Origin of the sequence: Shewanella woodyi ATCC 51908, assembly GCF_000019525.1 — a bacterium.
Classification (GTDB): Bacteria; Pseudomonadota; Gammaproteobacteria; order Enterobacterales; family Shewanellaceae; genus Shewanella; species Shewanella woodyi.
Genome location: NC_010506.1, coordinates 2956194 through 2969815, shown reverse-complemented (window position 1 = coordinate 2969815; position 13622 = coordinate 2956194). Strand labels below are relative to the sequence as shown.

Genomic DNA, 13622 nt, shown 5'->3' with positions numbered 1-13622 from the left:
ATTTGATGAAATTTAATCATGAGTTAGTCGAGAAAAACATCGGTCTTCTGGGTATCTTTACTGTGATCGCCATTAGTTTTGGTGGTTTAGTGCAGATCACTCCTCTGCTTTTTCAAAAAGACACCACTGAGCCTGTGGATGGATTGATTCCATATACAGCCTTGCAAACTGAAGGTCGTGATATCTATATCCGTGAAGGTTGTTATAACTGTCACAGCCAGATGATCCGTCCACTACGTGCAGAAACTGAGCGCTATGGTCACTACTCTGTTGCTGGTGAGTCTGTATGGGATCACCCATTCCAGTGGGGCTCTAAGCGTACAGGTCCTGATCTTGCCCGTGTTGGCGGTCGCTACAGTGATAAATGGCATGAAGTTCATTTGATTGACCCACGTGCAGTGGTACCACAATCAAATATGCCTGGTTTCCCTTGGTTGGCTGAAAACAAGCTTGATGGCAAGTTAACAGGCCAGAAGATGGAAATTCTACGTAGTCTTCATAAAGGTGGAAACAAAGGCCAAGACCTTTATACCGATGAAGAGATTGCGGGTGCTCAGAAAGCCGTTGAAGGTAAAACTGAGATGGAAGCACTCATCGCCTATCTGCAGTCCTTAGGGCATGCACTGAAATAATTAGGAGGCAATTATATGGATTACGGAACAATACAAGGCATTATTACTATTGTCGTGATGTTTACCTTTATCGGTATATTTGCATGGGCTTACAGCTCTTGTCGTAAAGATCAGTTTGACGAAGCGGCTAACCTTGTTTTTTCAGAAGATGAACTTAACAAGGGTTCAGGAGAACATAAGTGATGGCATTGATGACTGACTTTTGGAGTATATGGATATCTGTACTCACTATTGTGGTAATCGCAGGGTGTTTCATCCTATTAAAACTCGTCTCTAAAAACACCACTGGTGTTGAAGAAGGCGAATCAATGGGCCACAGCTTCGATGGTATCGAAGAGCTAAATAACCCACTACCGAAATGGTGGAGTTATATGTTCTACATCACTATCGTTTTTGGTGTGGTTTATCTTGCCCTCTACCCAGGTCTTGGTAACTACAAAGGCCTTCTTGGCTGGTCGAGTTCAAACCAGAGTATCGGTACTGAAAATGGTATTAAGGCAGACTCAGTAGCAGCAATTGAACTTGCCGCTAAAGAGGGTCGTTGGGTTCAGTATGATCAAGAAGTTAAGCGCGCCGATGAGAAGTTTGGCCCTATCTTCAAGGCGTATGCTGAAACTCCACTTGAGGAGCTAGTTAAGAACGAAGAAGCCCTAAAGGTGGGTGGACGTCTGTTCCTACAAAACTGTTCACAGTGTCACGGTAGTGATGCACGTGGCAGTAAAGGCTTCCCTAACCTGACTGATAATGACTGGTTATATGGTGGTGAACTTGCCACGATTAAGACCTCTATCCTTAATGGCCGTCACGGTATGATGCCTCCTAAGGGCGGACTACCAATCGAAGATAGCGAAGTTAAAGGTTTAGCTGAATATGTCACTAAACTTGCGGGTCGTGATCACGATGAAGCGCTTGCTGCACAGGGTCAAGCTTCCTTTATGAAAGGCTGTTTTGCCTGTCATGGTATGGATGCAACTGGTAATAAGTTTATGGGTGCCCCTAACCTGACTAATAATGTTTGGTTGTATGGTGGTAGCCGTGGCGCTATCGAACAGTCGATTATTAATGGTCGTAGTGGCGTGATGCCTGCTTGGAAAGATGTGTTAGGTGAAGAGAAAGTTCACGTAATCACAGCTTATGTTTATAGCTTGTCAAACAAGTAGTTACATCTAAGTAACAGGAAGGCCTCGATCGTATCGAGGCCTTTTTTTTAGGGTGCTAAATCACACTTTTAACGTTAAGATAGTCGCAATTTTTCTCATAGGTATTTAACATGAAACAACCTCAAGCCTGGTATAAGCAGTTCTGGCCTTGGTTCCTAATTATCTTGCCGCTATGTGCTGTGGTGGCGAGTATCAACCTACTCTTCATCGCCATTGATAATAAAGATGCGCTCGTTTCAGAAGATTATTATAAAGATGGTAAGCGTATTAATATGGATCTGAAGAAGATCAAGTATGCCAAGCAACTTGGTATGCAGTTTGAACTTCAGGTTGACGATAATGAGCTAACTATTATTCAACACGGTGGTGAGGAGTATTTAGCTGCACTGAAAGTTGAGTTCTACCACCCAACAATAGAGAGTCGTGACTTTAAGCTGGTTGTAACGGCCAGTGGCGATAAGGCGTACCGTGTCTCTTTGGATAAGCCTATTACAGGTGCTTGGGAGGTTAGATTAGAAGGGTACGATCAAAGCTGGCGCATTCAAAAGCGTCTGCAAATTGCCGATGACACTGAGTATTGGTTAAACTAACTGGTATCACCTCTAGAGCGGCCCTGCCCGCTCTCTTGCTTGCTGTATAATACAGGTTAAACTAGATCAACTATGAAGCACTGTGATTGTTTCCATTGTGGCGAGCCCGTTCAGACAGGGTCTCAATTTACAACACGTATCAATGATAGCGATGAGCTAATGTGTTGCCCAGGTTGCCAAGCTGTTTCTCAGGCAATTATCGATGCTGGGTTAACAAACTACTATAAATTCCGCACTGAGCCTGGCAGTAAACAAACCGCACTTGTTCCCGATGAATTAAGCACCTTTTCAGCCTTTGACCTACCTGAAATTCAGCAGGACTTTGTCTATAGCAAAAGTGATATCTCAACGGTTTCGCTCTCTATTGATGGGATCACGTGCGCTGCCTGTGCTTGGTTAATTGAGCACAAGCTGAAACATATTGCCGGCATCCAATCTATTGTGGTTAATACGACAACCGAGAGAGCACAGGTCAGTTGGTTAACGGATCAGATTAAGCTCAGTGACATCTTAAATCACATTAGTCAGATTGGTTATCAGGCGGCCCCCTATCAAGTTGATGAGCAGGAGAAGCAGAGCAAAGAGAGTAGTCGTAAGTTTCTATTAAGGCTTGGTCTTGCTGGTTTTGCGACGATGCAGGTGATGATGTTTGCGCTTGCCCTGTATGCTGATTTCTTTACCGATCTGGATATTGAGTATCGTGACTACTTTCGCTGGGTGAGTATGATTTTCGCCGCGCCAGTGGTTTTCTATTCGGCCCAACCTTTCTATTTTAGCGCCATACGCTCCATGTTTAGCGGACGGCTTAATATGGACGTCTCTGTTTCCATCGCCATACTGGGCGCCTATGTCGCCAGTTGTATCGCAACTGTCAATGGAACCGGTGAAGTCTATTTTGAATCCGTCAGCATGTTCACCTTCTTTCTTCTACTGGGCCGTTATTTTGAGCAAAATGCTCGGCAGAAGGCGTCAGTAAGCTCAAGTAACCTGCATAAACTTATTCCAATAACGGCCCAGTTAGTCACTGAGGCAGGGCCTGAAGAGGTGCCGGCAAAGCGCCTGAAGATTGGTGATGTTATCTTGGTTAAGCCAGGTGAAGTGATCGCGGCTGATGGCGTGATCTTAGAGGGAGAAACCTGCGTTAATGAAGCCATGTTAACTGGCGAGCAGATGCCGGTATTGAAAGCATTGAACCAAGAGGTGTTTGCTGGAACCATTAACGTGGATCATCCTGTTAAGGTCGAGGTAACTGCCATTGGACAAGATCAGTTAGTTGCTGAGATTATCCGTTTACAGGAAGCGGCATCGAATAATAAGCCTAAAGTTGCCCTGTATGTTGATACCATCTCAAACTACTTTACCTGGACCATACTGGCGATTGCGCTGATGACTTACATCGTCTGGCGTATCTACTGGCCAGAAGATGCATTTTGGGTCACGCTAGCCGTATTAGTCGCAACTTGCCCTTGTGCTCTAGCCCTTGCTACCCCAACCGCAGTCACATGCGCTACCGGTATTTTTACCCGTATTGGTGTTATCGCTCGTAAGCCAGGCGTATTTGAAAAGTTGACCAATATCGAGCAGGTCGTTTTTGATAAGACGGGCACCCTCACCTGTGGCACGCTCACCGTTGAGGATGTGACCCTCTATAATCAAGCTATTAAGCGAGAGGTTTTATCTATTGCAGCTGCATTAGAGAGTGCTTCATTGCATCCCATAGCCAGGGCATTTGAACCCTTTAGACGCAGTGAGATACAAGCCACCGAGCAGCAAAGTACTGTTGGTGGAGGTTTAAGCGGCGTTATTGGCGGGGTTAAGTATCAGATTGGCAGTGCTGAGTTTGTTGGCGTGGATAACGATCTATCTCAATCAGTTTACCTGACTCAAGAGGGGCTATTACTGGCAAAATTCACGCTTGTAGATGCCATTAGAGAGGATGCGGTTGATACGGTCAAGACGCTTAAGAGTAATGGCTACAAGTTAACCATTGCCAGTGGAGATAGCTCAATTCATGTGGATGAGATTGCCCGTCGAGTGGGAATTGATGAGGTTTATAAAGGTTTAAAACCAAGTGATAAACTCTCCCTTGTGCAAAAGTTACAAACTAAGCGCTCTGTGGTCATGTTTGGTGATGGTATTAATGATGCGCCTGTGCTGGCTGGGGCTAATCTCTCGGTCGCTATGGGTAGTGGCTCGGCAATTACTAAAAACAGCGCCGATCTTATTTTACTTGGCGATCAGCTTTCACGATTTAATGATGCTGTTGATGTTGCTAAGTTGACCAATAGAGTCATTAAACAAAATTTGTATTGGGCGCTTGGCTACAACCTGTTTATAATCCCACTGGCCGTGACCGGTCACGTATTACCTTATATCGCTGCCCTAGGAATGTCAGCCAGTTCTCTCATTGTTGTAGCTAACAGTCTAAGACTCTTAAGGGTTCGTTTATGAGTATTATCTATGTGTTAATCCCCATTGCCATGTTATTTGTGATCATCGCTATCGGGATCTTCTTCTGGGCAGTAAAGTCAGAGCAGTTTGACGATCTTGATAGGCAGAGCGTCTCTATTCTTTTTGATGAGGATGAGTCAACGCCTACTAATAACAAAAAGGTGGATGATAAAACAGAGACTCCATCTTGATTGATTACAACATCACAGGCGCCTTTCTTGTTGGTTTAATGGGCGCTGGTCACTGCATTGGTATGTGTGGTGGCCTAGTCGGTGCATTTTCATCTCAACTTGCCACAACACCGGGACAAAACCTGCTTGCCTCTAAGTTAAAGTTTCTATTGACCTATAACTTAGGCCGTATCTTAAGTTACTCGCTTGCGGGTGCATTAGTAGGTGGCTCCGCGAGTGCATTGGGTATGTTATTTGATATCGATCTTTACCTCATCACCTTAAGAGTCATAGCCGGTGTGATGATGATCATTACCGGTTTGTATATTGCCCAAATATGGTCTGGTGTAGTGCAGATAGAGCGGCTAGGTAAGTTTATCTGGCGTTTTTTATCCCCTTTAGCTAATCGTGTTGTGCCCATTAGAACACTGCGCCAAGCGTTTGTTGGCGGAGTCTTATGGGGTTGGCTTCCCTGTGGTCTGGTTTATAGCACATTAACTTGGGCTGTTGCCTCACATTCGGCCCAGCAAGGCGCCTTGATTATGTTGGCATTTGGGCTAGGAACACTGCCTGCACTACTGAGTGCGGGCGCAGCAGCAAATATGTTAGGACAATGGGTACAGAAAAGAGCTGTGAGAGTGGTTAGCGGCTTAATATTAGTCCTATTTGGTTTACAAACTTTGTACATTGCAATTGCGCAGCTAAACTAGCTCAGCTTATTAAATTAGTTTAACATATGCGTAATAGATAAATTTGAGAGAGACTATGACAGACAACAATAAAAGTCGTCGTGCAGCTGTTCCAGGATGTGCTATTCATTGTCATGATTGCAGTATGGGGACCTTATGTATCCCTTTTACCTTAAATGCTACTGAACTTGATCGTCTTGACGAAATCATTGAAAGAAAGAAGCCTATTCAAAAAGGTGAGCAGATCTTTAAGTCAGGCGATACATTAAAGTCTCTTTTTGCTATTCGCTCAGGTACCATAAAAAGTTTTACAATCACCGAACAGGGTGATGAGCAGATCACAGGTTTTCATCTCGCCGGTGATGTGATTGGTTTTGATGGTATTCATGCCCAAGAACATAAAAGTTTTGCTCAAGCATTAGAAACCTCAATGGTGTGTGAGATCCCCTTCTCTACTCTAGATGATCTCAGCGGCACTATGCCTAAACTCAGACAGCAGATCATGCGATTGATGAGTAACGAGATCCAAAGCGACCAGGAGATGATTCTTCTGCTAAGTAAGAAGAATGCGGAAGAGAGATTAGCAGCATTTATCAGTAATTTAGCTACTCGTTTTGGCAGCCGAGGATTTTCACCAAAAGAGTTTAGGTTAACCATGACTCGTGGCGATATCGGCAACTATTTAGGGCTAACCGTAGAAACTATTAGCCGACTATTAGGTCGCTTTCAAAAAGCTGAGCTAATCGAAGTTAAGGGGAAGTACATTACCATCGTTAATTTCGATGCGTTAAATAAACTTGCCGGTAACAGCGCCATCGCTCGTTAAGCTCTTTCCTAACGTCCAATTTCGGTTTGTTTGAATATCTAAGCGTCAGTACTTTGTATTGACGCTTTTTTATTGCTCTTATCTCTCATCATCTAACAAATCCCCTCACCTCATTTGATTTTCTATATAAAAAATTACAGATTAATACTAAATAGATAAGTAACTTAGCAAAAAAAAATGCTATAACAAGCTATGGAAACGTGAGTACATTTGATCTAAAGCAATGTCTTTTATGCTATGTAGCTCATTATTAAGGTATCGAATGAGAAAGGGGTAAGATATGAAGGAATATAAAAAGCTGTTAGTTGTTGTCGATCCAACCAGTGATACTCAACCAGCTCTTGCAAGGGCTGTTGAGCTTGCTACCCGAAATCAAGCTAGCATAACAGTATTTCTCTCTATTTTTGATTTCTCCTATGAGATGACATCCATCTTATCTGGTCAGGAGCGTGAAGCGATGCGCCAAGGTGTTATTGCCCAGCGCCAAGCTTGGATCGATGAGGTTGTCGAGCACTACTCCACCTCTGAAGTGACAATCGAAAGTGAAGTGATCTGGCACAATCGTCCGTTTGAGAGCATTATTCAGCATGCCATCTCCAGTGAGTTTGATCTGATTGTTAAAGGGACACATGAACACGACAAGTTAAAGTCGGTTATCTTTACGCCTACCGATTGGCACTTGATGCGTAAGTCCCCTGTCCCTGTTTTACTGGTGAAAGAGCATGACTGGCCAGTTGCGGGTAAGATCTTATGTGCCATCAATGTGGGCTCAGAAGATGAAGATCATATCAGCCTAAACAGCAAGATTGTTGAACATGCAAAAGATCTCGCTAAGAAATTCGACGCTCAGGTTCATCTTGTTAATGGCTACCCTGGAACACCAGTGAATTTAGCCATTGAACTGCCAGATTTTGATGCTCACACTTACAGTGAAACGATACGTATGCAGCATGAGGAGAGAGTTTGCGAACTTGCCCTCACCTTAGGAATAAGTACTGATAATTGTCACGTTAAAGAGGGGTTACCTGAAGATGTGATCCCAGATGTGGCTAAAAAGCTCGATGCTGAGCTAGTTATCTTAGGCACGGTAGGACGAACTGGCTTTTCAGCTGCATTAATCGGTAATACGGCTGAACATGTTATCGATAGCATCAATTGCGACCTTCTTGCCATCAAACCTGATGGCTATAAATCGCCATTAGATGAGAGCTGATACTTTGTAACCGAAAAATTTTAATATATACTACGCGCCCGTAATTCAAGTGTTACTAGGCGCGTTTTTTTATGTCTGTCGATCTATCTGCTCAACAAGTTACCCGAATGAAAAAGCTTCAGAAAAAAATCAGAAGCGAAGTCGGTAAAGCCATCTCCGATTACAACATGGTTGAAGAAGGCGATCGGATAATGTGCTGCCTTTCCGGTGGTAAAGATAGTTACGCCATGCTTGATATTCTATTAGACCTTCAACAACGTGCGCCCATTAAGTTTGAGATTGTTGCGGTAAATTTAGATCAGAAACAACCTGGTTTTCCAGAGCATGTTTTGCCAGCCTACCTAGATAGTTTAGGGGTGGCTTATCATATCTTAGAGAAAGACACCTACTCTATTGTCAGAGATAAGATCCCTGAAGGTCAAAAGACCTGCTCTTTGTGTTCACGTCTTCGTCGTGGAACCCTTTATGGTTTCGCACAAAAAATTGGTGCAACTAAGATTGCACTGGGACACCACAGAGACGATATTATTGAGACCTTGTTCCTGAATATGTTTTTTGCTGGAAAGCAGAAGGCGATGCCACCTAAGCTACTTTCCGATGATGGTGCCAATATGGTGATCCGTCCTCTGGCGTACGCTCGCGAAAAAGATATTGCCGAATATGCAGAGCTTAAGGGCTTCCCTATTATTCCGTGTAATCTATGCGGTTCTCAGGAAAACCTAAAACGTGCTTCGGTGAAAGAGATGCTCAATCAGTGGGATGTTGAACATCCTGGTCGCATCGAGTCTATCTTTACCGCAATGCAAAATACCTCACCTTCTCAAGGTGTAGATAGAGAGCAGTTTGATTTTATCTCACTGACTCGCGATGCGAATGCACCGCTAAAAGGGGAAGTGGCTGAGTCTGATCTTCCCGCGTTTGATTTTGTTGATGTTTCAAATAACGGTCATATCGATCTTGACGCAGCAAGCAAGGCGAAACGCGTTAATCCTGAGCACAAAATTAATATCGTGAGTACTTATACGCCTTAATCAAATGGCAAGATTAATCATAAAAAAACCAGCTTTCGCTGGTTTTTATTAATTGCTATAAAGTTCTTGGGCTGATCACCTTAGGTTTTGATGCCAGTTCAAGCGCTTTTAGTTGGCTTATTTGTTCACGACTTAGCTGTAAACTGCCAGTCACTAACTGCTCTACGCCATCAATTTTCACTGATACTTTACTGTCGGGTTCGAAAACAAAGTTGATGCCGGCAATGTCAGAGCTGAAATGGCGCATAGGAAATCCCTGCATCTCATCGAGCAGCGCATCCATCTGCGCTTGTATCTCAAGAAGTTCGCTTTGAGCGTAATTAAGCTTTGTTTGCTTAGCTCGTACTTGCATAGAGATATTGCAGTTTTCAGCCTGCCCTTTAATATTTAAGTTAATCAATGCCCTATCTGATTTTAATTTATCATCAAATGGAAGGAATAGGCGTTGATCTTTAGTTATCGTTAAGGGAAATGACTCTTTCTCTGTTGATATTGTACCGCTTTCTATATGACACTTATCTTTGCCTGGTACAAAAAAGGCAAGCTCAACAAGTGGATAGTGACCCTTATTGACCTGCTTTAATCTTTGATAAAAACCTTGATACTCTAATGATATTGGGGCCGCTTGCACTGAACTACAGGCAACGATTAAACAACTAAACAGAAGGCTTTTCTTCATTATTTCCTACCAAGTACTGCTGGTTATGACGTAACATCTCTAAAAGCTCATCAATATAAGCTTCCTGACGTTCAGAGTAATTTACTAGCCCATAAACAAGTTCATCTGCTGTGGGTTCTTTATCTTGTGCGCGCATATCGGCGCGAATTGAGCGTAAAAGAGAGTAAGCGGCATTGGAGTTCAGGTTGCGCATATAGGAAGCCACAGAGTCTTCTACTGATTTGAAAACAGCAACCTCATGGGACATTCCTGCAGTGCGAGATTGAGGTACCAAACCACAACCTTTTTTGAAGCACCACTGACCAAAGAAGTTAAGTCCCTCTCTGGCGAAGCGTGAACTTCCCCAACCTGTCTCATTGGCAGCTTGAATTAGCACCATAGACTCAGGGATGATATCTGTTCTTACTAACAACTCTTTAAGTGTTTCCGTGTTATAAGCACGCGAAGAGTATTGATACTTATTGGCTATCTCCTCAATTCGATAGTATTCAGCATTTGTGAGCGCTAGACCATCATTAAGGTGCTGCAATGAGCGCTGTAAAAACAAACGTTCATCTTGAATTATGCCATTTTGAAGTCGAACCCAAGGACGTAGGTAATCGAAAAATGCTTGTTTCTTGTCTGTGACAAGAGGAATAGAAGCAAAATCAGGGATTAAACTCAGATGCTGCTGGTTTTCTATTATGGCTCCTAATTGATCGATCTGTTTCTCTTCTGAATCAATAAAATTAAGCTTTAATACAATAAAGGCTAAGATAACAATGCTTACCGATACTGTTAACTTCCCAACTCTTCCTGTTTTCATTCGTGTCTCAAATATGAATTATCGCCTGAGATTATATGCTATATCTCAGATAGACCCAAGTCACTTGGCTCTGTGATAAAACATCAGTTAATCATGGGATTCTAAGGTATAATCCCAGTTGGTTAATTATCTGGGTATTCAGGAAGGAACGACCCGAATGCAATATAATGCGCTAAATAGATTCGACAAAGTGGTTGCCATTGGTGGTGGCCACGGCTTAGGCAGAGTGCTGTCAACACTCTCATTTCTTGGCCCTAAGCTCACAGGTATCGTTGCAACAACAGATAATGGTGGCTCCACAGGCAGGCTTAGACAGCAGCAAGATTGTATCGCTTGGGGCGACCTACGTAACTGTTTATCCCAATTAGCAAGTACGCCCTCTATTGGTTCCTTGTTGTTCGAATACCGTTTTGCTGGTGAGAGTGATCTGTCGGGCCACAATCTGGGTAATCTCATGTTGCTTGCTTTAGATGAGTTATGTGTCAGACCACTTGAAGCAGTGAATATCGTACGCCAGTTTCTCAATATTGAAACTCGCGTTATTCCTATGTCTGAGGAGCCAACACATCTGGTAGCCATCCAGGCGTGCGGTAATAAAATATTTGGTGAGACCAGTGTCGATGAGATGTCAGAACACCCTATGGCATTGTCGTTAGAGCCGGCAGTAGCAGCGACCTGTGAAGCTTGTGATGCGGTGCGAGAGGCAGATCTGGTGATATTAGGCCCTGGTAGCTTTTTGACCAGCATTATGCCACCACTGCTTCTGCCAAAATTTGCTGCAGCATTGGCAGAATCGAATGCTGAGGTGATCTTAATTGATAATCTTACCCGTGAACCCTCCTCCTCTGCTGATTTCTCTTTAACCCAAAGAGTTGATTGGTGTCATCAGGTGTTAGGAGTCAAGATCATAGATAGGATATTAAGTCACTCAGAGGTGAGCTACCAAAGTGGTAATATCCTCTATCGCCCCTTGGTGAGTAAACACCACAAAGGCCTACATGATAGGAAGGCATTGGCACAAGCCCTTGCCAGTATCGTGTCTGACACGATAACCAATTAACTAAAAAGGACAGCTAAGCTGTCCTTTTTAAATACTTTCTTTACAATTAAAGCACGCTAGCGATAGCCTTACAGATCACAGGCATGTTCTCTTTTGTCATGCCTGCAACGCTGATGCGTCCAGAGCCGACAATATAGACGCCGTGTTCATCTTTTAGCTGAGCGACCTGCTCTTTAGTGAGACCAGAGAAGCTAAACATACCATTCTGCCTTGAGATAAAGCTAAAATCCTGTGTGACCCCTTCACTCTTTAATGTTTCAACAAACAGAGTGCGCATTTTTGCGATACGCTCACGCATCTCTTTTAACTCTCTCTCCCATAGAGCCTTCAACTCTGCATCGCCTAAAATGGTACTAACGATTAACGCACCATGGGCTGGCGGGTTTGAGTAGTTGCCGCGAATAGTACTCTTAACTTGGCTAAATGCTTTAACGACAGACTCTTGGGAATCGCCAACTAGAGTGACGGCACCAATACGCTCATTGTAGAGGCCAAAGTTTTTAGAGAAAGAGTTAGCGATGATAAGTTCTGGTACGGTATCAGCGACAACTCTTAAGCCATTTGCATCTTCATCAACGCCGTCACCAAAGCCTTGGTAAGCAAAATCAAACAGAGGAACTAACTCTTGTTTTAAGCATAATTGAGCGATGGTTTTCCATTGAGCCTGAGTTAAATCAATGCCCGTTGGGTTATGACAACATCCATGGAGTAACACGAGATCGCCTGCTTGAGCAGATGAGAGATCTTCAACCATGGCATCGAAGTCTTTATCGTGAGTTTCTGCCTTGTAATAACGGTACTCTTTAATCTCAAGAGAAGCTGATTGAAATATATTCTTGTGGTTGGCCCAAGTTGGGTTACTAACCCAAATAGTTTTAGATTTGGTATTGCGGGCAAGGAACTCTGCAGCAACACGTAGTGACCCTGTGCCGCCAGGAGCTTGTGCCGTTAATGCTCTTTTGTCTTTAACTACTTGATGGCCTGCACCGAAAAGGAGACTCTGTACAGCATCATTGTATGCCTGAACACCTTCAATACCTAAATAGCTTTTACTCTCTTCCGATGCGAGTAATTTGGCTTCAGCTTGCTTCACAGAGGCTAAAATGGGAGTCAGTCCCGCCTCATTTTTATAGATCCCCACGCCTAGGTTTACTTTTCCTGTTCTTTTATCAGCTTTAAATGCATCCGTAAGACCTAAAATGGGATCAGCTGGTGCAAGTTCAACCTGGGTAAATATCATGACTGCTTTCCTAAAGTATTTGAATGTAGGGGATTTCGGGACTCTTTATACCATTGTCAGACAGCAAGAGGTAGAGAGTTTTAGTACTAGTAGAAAAAATAGTTGTTAATTGGGATTACATCCAATTTTCTTGATAATTTTTCGATAAATCTCATTAGAGCTACCTCTTTTATGAGAATAATTAAAACAGCTTATCGTTAAATAAATTGGTGAGCTATTGTCATCTTAATGATAGTACCCGAGGCCGGACCTGAACTGGTCGCGTCTTATGTAAGAGTAGCGAGGGATTTAGCTTTAGATACAAAAAAGCCCCGACTAATGTCGAGGCTTCAACGTCATCTTAATGATGGTTGGGGCGGACACCTGTGCATGTCGTAATCAATTGTTTTATATAGGTATTATGGGTGTTACAAATCAATGTGCCGTCATCAATACCGGCAATGTTTTTTGCTAATTCTGACAATAACGCGCAACAGTCTTTTCATCGGCAGCAAACGCTGCTTCGGTACCAGACGCAACGAAGTTCCACGTAAGCAACACACTGATGAATAGACATCTTAAATAAAGCATCATATTAGCATAGCGCTCTTGAACGTCGTAACAACATCACGCTCTAGTTATATGGTTCATTCTGGCAGTTTACTACTTCGATTATTTGAAGCCTCAAAACGGGCTTGCTCAACATCGGCCTTCGATTTCTCTGTCCACTCTATGTGCTTGCTGATAAAAAAGACCGAAACATCAATATTTAAGATGTCACCCTTTCGATAAATCTGGCCTTCATAGTCTTTATCACGCTCTATCGAATAGAGTGTGACGGACCACTTTCTTCCGTCTTTCTGGAAGTTACTCAACACCTGTGTACCAATAGTTGCTCGTTCTTTATCCGAAAAAAGTATTTTCCCGGTCACAGGGTGACCTAGCGCATTAGTCGTAATGCTGACATATGTACCTTTATGCTGAGTTTCCCATACGCCTGCAACATCAAGAGCATCTCTGCTTGCGAAACTTAAGAAACTAAATAATGACATCAGAATTAAAGCGATATATCTCATTGAAAAACCTTTAAATAATTA

General features: G+C 43.1%; 15 protein-coding genes. 11 read left to right on the top strand and 4 right to left on the bottom strand.

What is annotated here, in order from left to right:
• Positions 1 to 5: 5 nt before the first annotated feature.
• The 10 genes from ccoO (at position 6) to ttcA (ending at position 8762) form a co-directional block, all read left to right on the top strand.
• Positions 6 to 632 (top strand): cytochrome-c oxidase, cbb3-type subunit II, encoded by a 627-nt coding sequence (gene ccoO, locus SWOO_RS12415; RefSeq protein WP_012325044.1) that lies wholly within the window; start codon positions 6 to 8, stop codon positions 630 to 632.
• A gap of 15 nt (positions 633 to 647) precedes the next feature.
• Complete coding sequence (locus tag SWOO_RS12410) at positions 648 to 815, top strand: CcoQ/FixQ family Cbb3-type cytochrome c oxidase assembly chaperone (protein ID WP_012325043.1); 168 nt, start codon at positions 648 to 650, stop codon at positions 813 to 815.
• An 8-nt stretch (positions 816 to 823) separates the two neighbouring features.
• Positions 824 to 1792: a cytochrome-c oxidase, cbb3-type subunit III gene (gene ccoP, locus SWOO_RS12405; protein ID WP_041418139.1), complete on the top strand. Its 969-nt coding sequence runs from the start codon at positions 824 to 826 to the stop codon at positions 1790 to 1792.
• Between the two features lie 110 nt (positions 1793 to 1902).
• Positions 1903 to 2382 (top strand): FixH family protein, encoded by a 480-nt coding sequence (locus SWOO_RS12400; protein WP_012325041.1) that lies wholly within the window; start codon positions 1903 to 1905, stop codon positions 2380 to 2382.
• Between the two features lie 72 nt (positions 2383 to 2454).
• Entirely contained in the window at positions 2455 to 4833 is a 2379-nt protein-coding gene (locus SWOO_RS12395) for a heavy metal translocating P-type ATPase (RefSeq protein WP_012325040.1), read from the top strand.
• Positions 4830 to 5024 carry a cbb3-type cytochrome oxidase assembly protein CcoS gene (gene ccoS / locus SWOO_RS12390; protein WP_012325039.1) on the top strand — a complete coding sequence of 65 codons (195 nt, stop codon included), beginning with the start codon at positions 4830 to 4832 and terminating at the stop codon, positions 5022 to 5024. The genes SWOO_RS12395 and ccoS overlap by 4 nt, the downstream gene beginning before the upstream one ends.
• Entirely contained in the window at positions 5021 to 5713 is a 693-nt protein-coding gene (locus SWOO_RS12385) for a sulfite exporter TauE/SafE family protein (RefSeq protein ID WP_012325038.1), read from the top strand. Before ccoS ends, SWOO_RS12385 begins: the two co-directional genes overlap by 4 nt.
• 55 nt (positions 5714 to 5768) lie before the next feature.
• Positions 5769 to 6518: an electron transport transcriptional regulator EtrA gene (gene etrA / locus SWOO_RS12380; protein WP_012325037.1), complete on the top strand. Its 750-nt coding sequence runs from the start codon at positions 5769 to 5771 to the stop codon at positions 6516 to 6518.
• Between the two features lie 280 nt (positions 6519 to 6798).
• A complete protein-coding gene (gene uspE, locus SWOO_RS12375) occupies positions 6799 to 7731 on the top strand; it encodes a universal stress protein UspE (RefSeq protein WP_012325036.1) in 933 nt (310 codons plus the stop codon).
• Between the two features lie 71 nt (positions 7732 to 7802).
• Positions 7803 to 8762 carry a tRNA 2-thiocytidine(32) synthetase TtcA gene (gene ttcA / locus SWOO_RS12370; RefSeq protein WP_012325035.1) on the top strand — a complete coding sequence of 320 codons (960 nt, stop codon included), beginning with the start codon at positions 7803 to 7805 and terminating at the stop codon, positions 8760 to 8762.
• Positions 8763 to 8817: 55 nt separating this feature from the next.
• Here the strand turns inward: ttcA and SWOO_RS12365 are convergent, their stop codons facing one another.
• The gene (locus SWOO_RS12365) at positions 8818 to 9441 is read right to left on the bottom strand and encodes a DUF2987 domain-containing protein (protein ID WP_012325034.1); all 624 of its coding nucleotides are present in this window, start codon (positions 9439 to 9441) and stop codon (positions 8818 to 8820) included.
• Positions 9419 to 10246 carry a glucosaminidase domain-containing protein gene (locus SWOO_RS12360; protein ID WP_012325033.1) on the bottom strand — a complete coding sequence of 276 codons (828 nt, stop codon included), beginning with the start codon at positions 10244 to 10246 and terminating at the stop codon, positions 9419 to 9421. Before SWOO_RS12360 ends, SWOO_RS12365 begins: the two co-directional genes overlap by 23 nt.
• Positions 10247 to 10403: 157 nt before the next feature.
• On the opposite strand from SWOO_RS12360, the gene yvcK reads away from it, so the two are divergent.
• The gene (gene yvcK, locus SWOO_RS12355) at positions 10404 to 11306 is read left to right on the top strand and encodes a uridine diphosphate-N-acetylglucosamine-binding protein YvcK (RefSeq protein ID WP_012325032.1); all 903 of its coding nucleotides are present in this window, start codon (positions 10404 to 10406) and stop codon (positions 11304 to 11306) included.
• A 46-nt stretch (positions 11307 to 11352) separates the two neighbouring features.
• On the opposite strand, the gene SWOO_RS12350 is transcribed toward yvcK, so the two are convergent.
• Both SWOO_RS12350 and SWOO_RS12345 read right to left on the bottom strand, forming a co-directional pair.
• Positions 11353 to 12546 (bottom strand): amino acid aminotransferase, encoded by a 1194-nt coding sequence (locus SWOO_RS12350; protein ID WP_012325031.1) that lies wholly within the window; start codon positions 12544 to 12546, stop codon positions 11353 to 11355.
• A gap of 626 nt (positions 12547 to 13172) precedes the next feature.
• Positions 13173 to 13601, bottom strand: a complete 429-nt coding sequence (locus SWOO_RS12345) for a DUF2147 domain-containing protein (protein ID WP_012325030.1) — start codon at positions 13599 to 13601, stop codon at positions 13173 to 13175.
• Positions 13602 to 13622: the final 21 nt, after the last annotated feature.

Excerpts from the sequence above, each read along its gene's own strand:
- ttcA (WP_012325035.1), top strand. The coding sequence starts at position 7,803 with ATGTCTGTCGATCTATCTGCTCAACAAGTTACCCGAATGAAAAAGCTT.
- yvcK (WP_012325032.1), top strand. The coding sequence starts at position 10,404 with ATGCAATATAATGCGCTAAATAGATTCGACAAAGTGGTTGCCATTGGT.
- SWOO_RS12360 (WP_012325033.1), bottom strand. The coding sequence starts at position 10,246 with ATGAAAACAGGAAGAGTTGGGAAGTTAACAGTATCGGTAAGCATTGTT.
- etrA (WP_012325037.1), top strand. The coding sequence starts at position 5,769 with ATGACAGACAACAATAAAAGTCGTCGTGCAGCTGTTCCAGGATGTGCT.
- SWOO_RS12365 (WP_012325034.1), bottom strand. The coding sequence starts at position 9,441 with ATGAAGAAAAGCCTTCTGTTTAGTTGTTTAATCGTTGCCTGTAGTTCA.
- SWOO_RS12395 (WP_012325040.1), top strand. The coding sequence starts at position 2,455 with ATGAAGCACTGTGATTGTTTCCATTGTGGCGAGCCCGTTCAGACAGGG.
- ccoO (WP_012325044.1), top strand. The coding sequence starts at position 6 with ATGAAATTTAATCATGAGTTAGTCGAGAAAAACATCGGTCTTCTGGGT.
- SWOO_RS12400 (WP_012325041.1), top strand. The coding sequence starts at position 1,903 with ATGAAACAACCTCAAGCCTGGTATAAGCAGTTCTGGCCTTGGTTCCTA.
- SWOO_RS12350 (WP_012325031.1), bottom strand. The coding sequence starts at position 12,546 with ATGATATTTACCCAGGTTGAACTTGCACCAGCTGATCCCATTTTAGGT.
- ccoS (WP_012325039.1), top strand. The coding sequence starts at position 4,830 with ATGAGTATTATCTATGTGTTAATCCCCATTGCCATGTTATTTGTGATC.
- SWOO_RS12345 (WP_012325030.1), bottom strand. The coding sequence starts at position 13,601 with ATGAGATATATCGCTTTAATTCTGATGTCATTATTTAGTTTCTTAAGT.
- ccoP (WP_041418139.1), top strand. The coding sequence starts at position 824 with ATGACTGACTTTTGGAGTATATGGATATCTGTACTCACTATTGTGGTA.
- uspE (WP_012325036.1), top strand. The coding sequence starts at position 6,799 with ATGAAGGAATATAAAAAGCTGTTAGTTGTTGTCGATCCAACCAGTGAT.
- SWOO_RS12410 (WP_012325043.1), top strand. The coding sequence starts at position 648 with ATGGATTACGGAACAATACAAGGCATTATTACTATTGTCGTGATGTTT.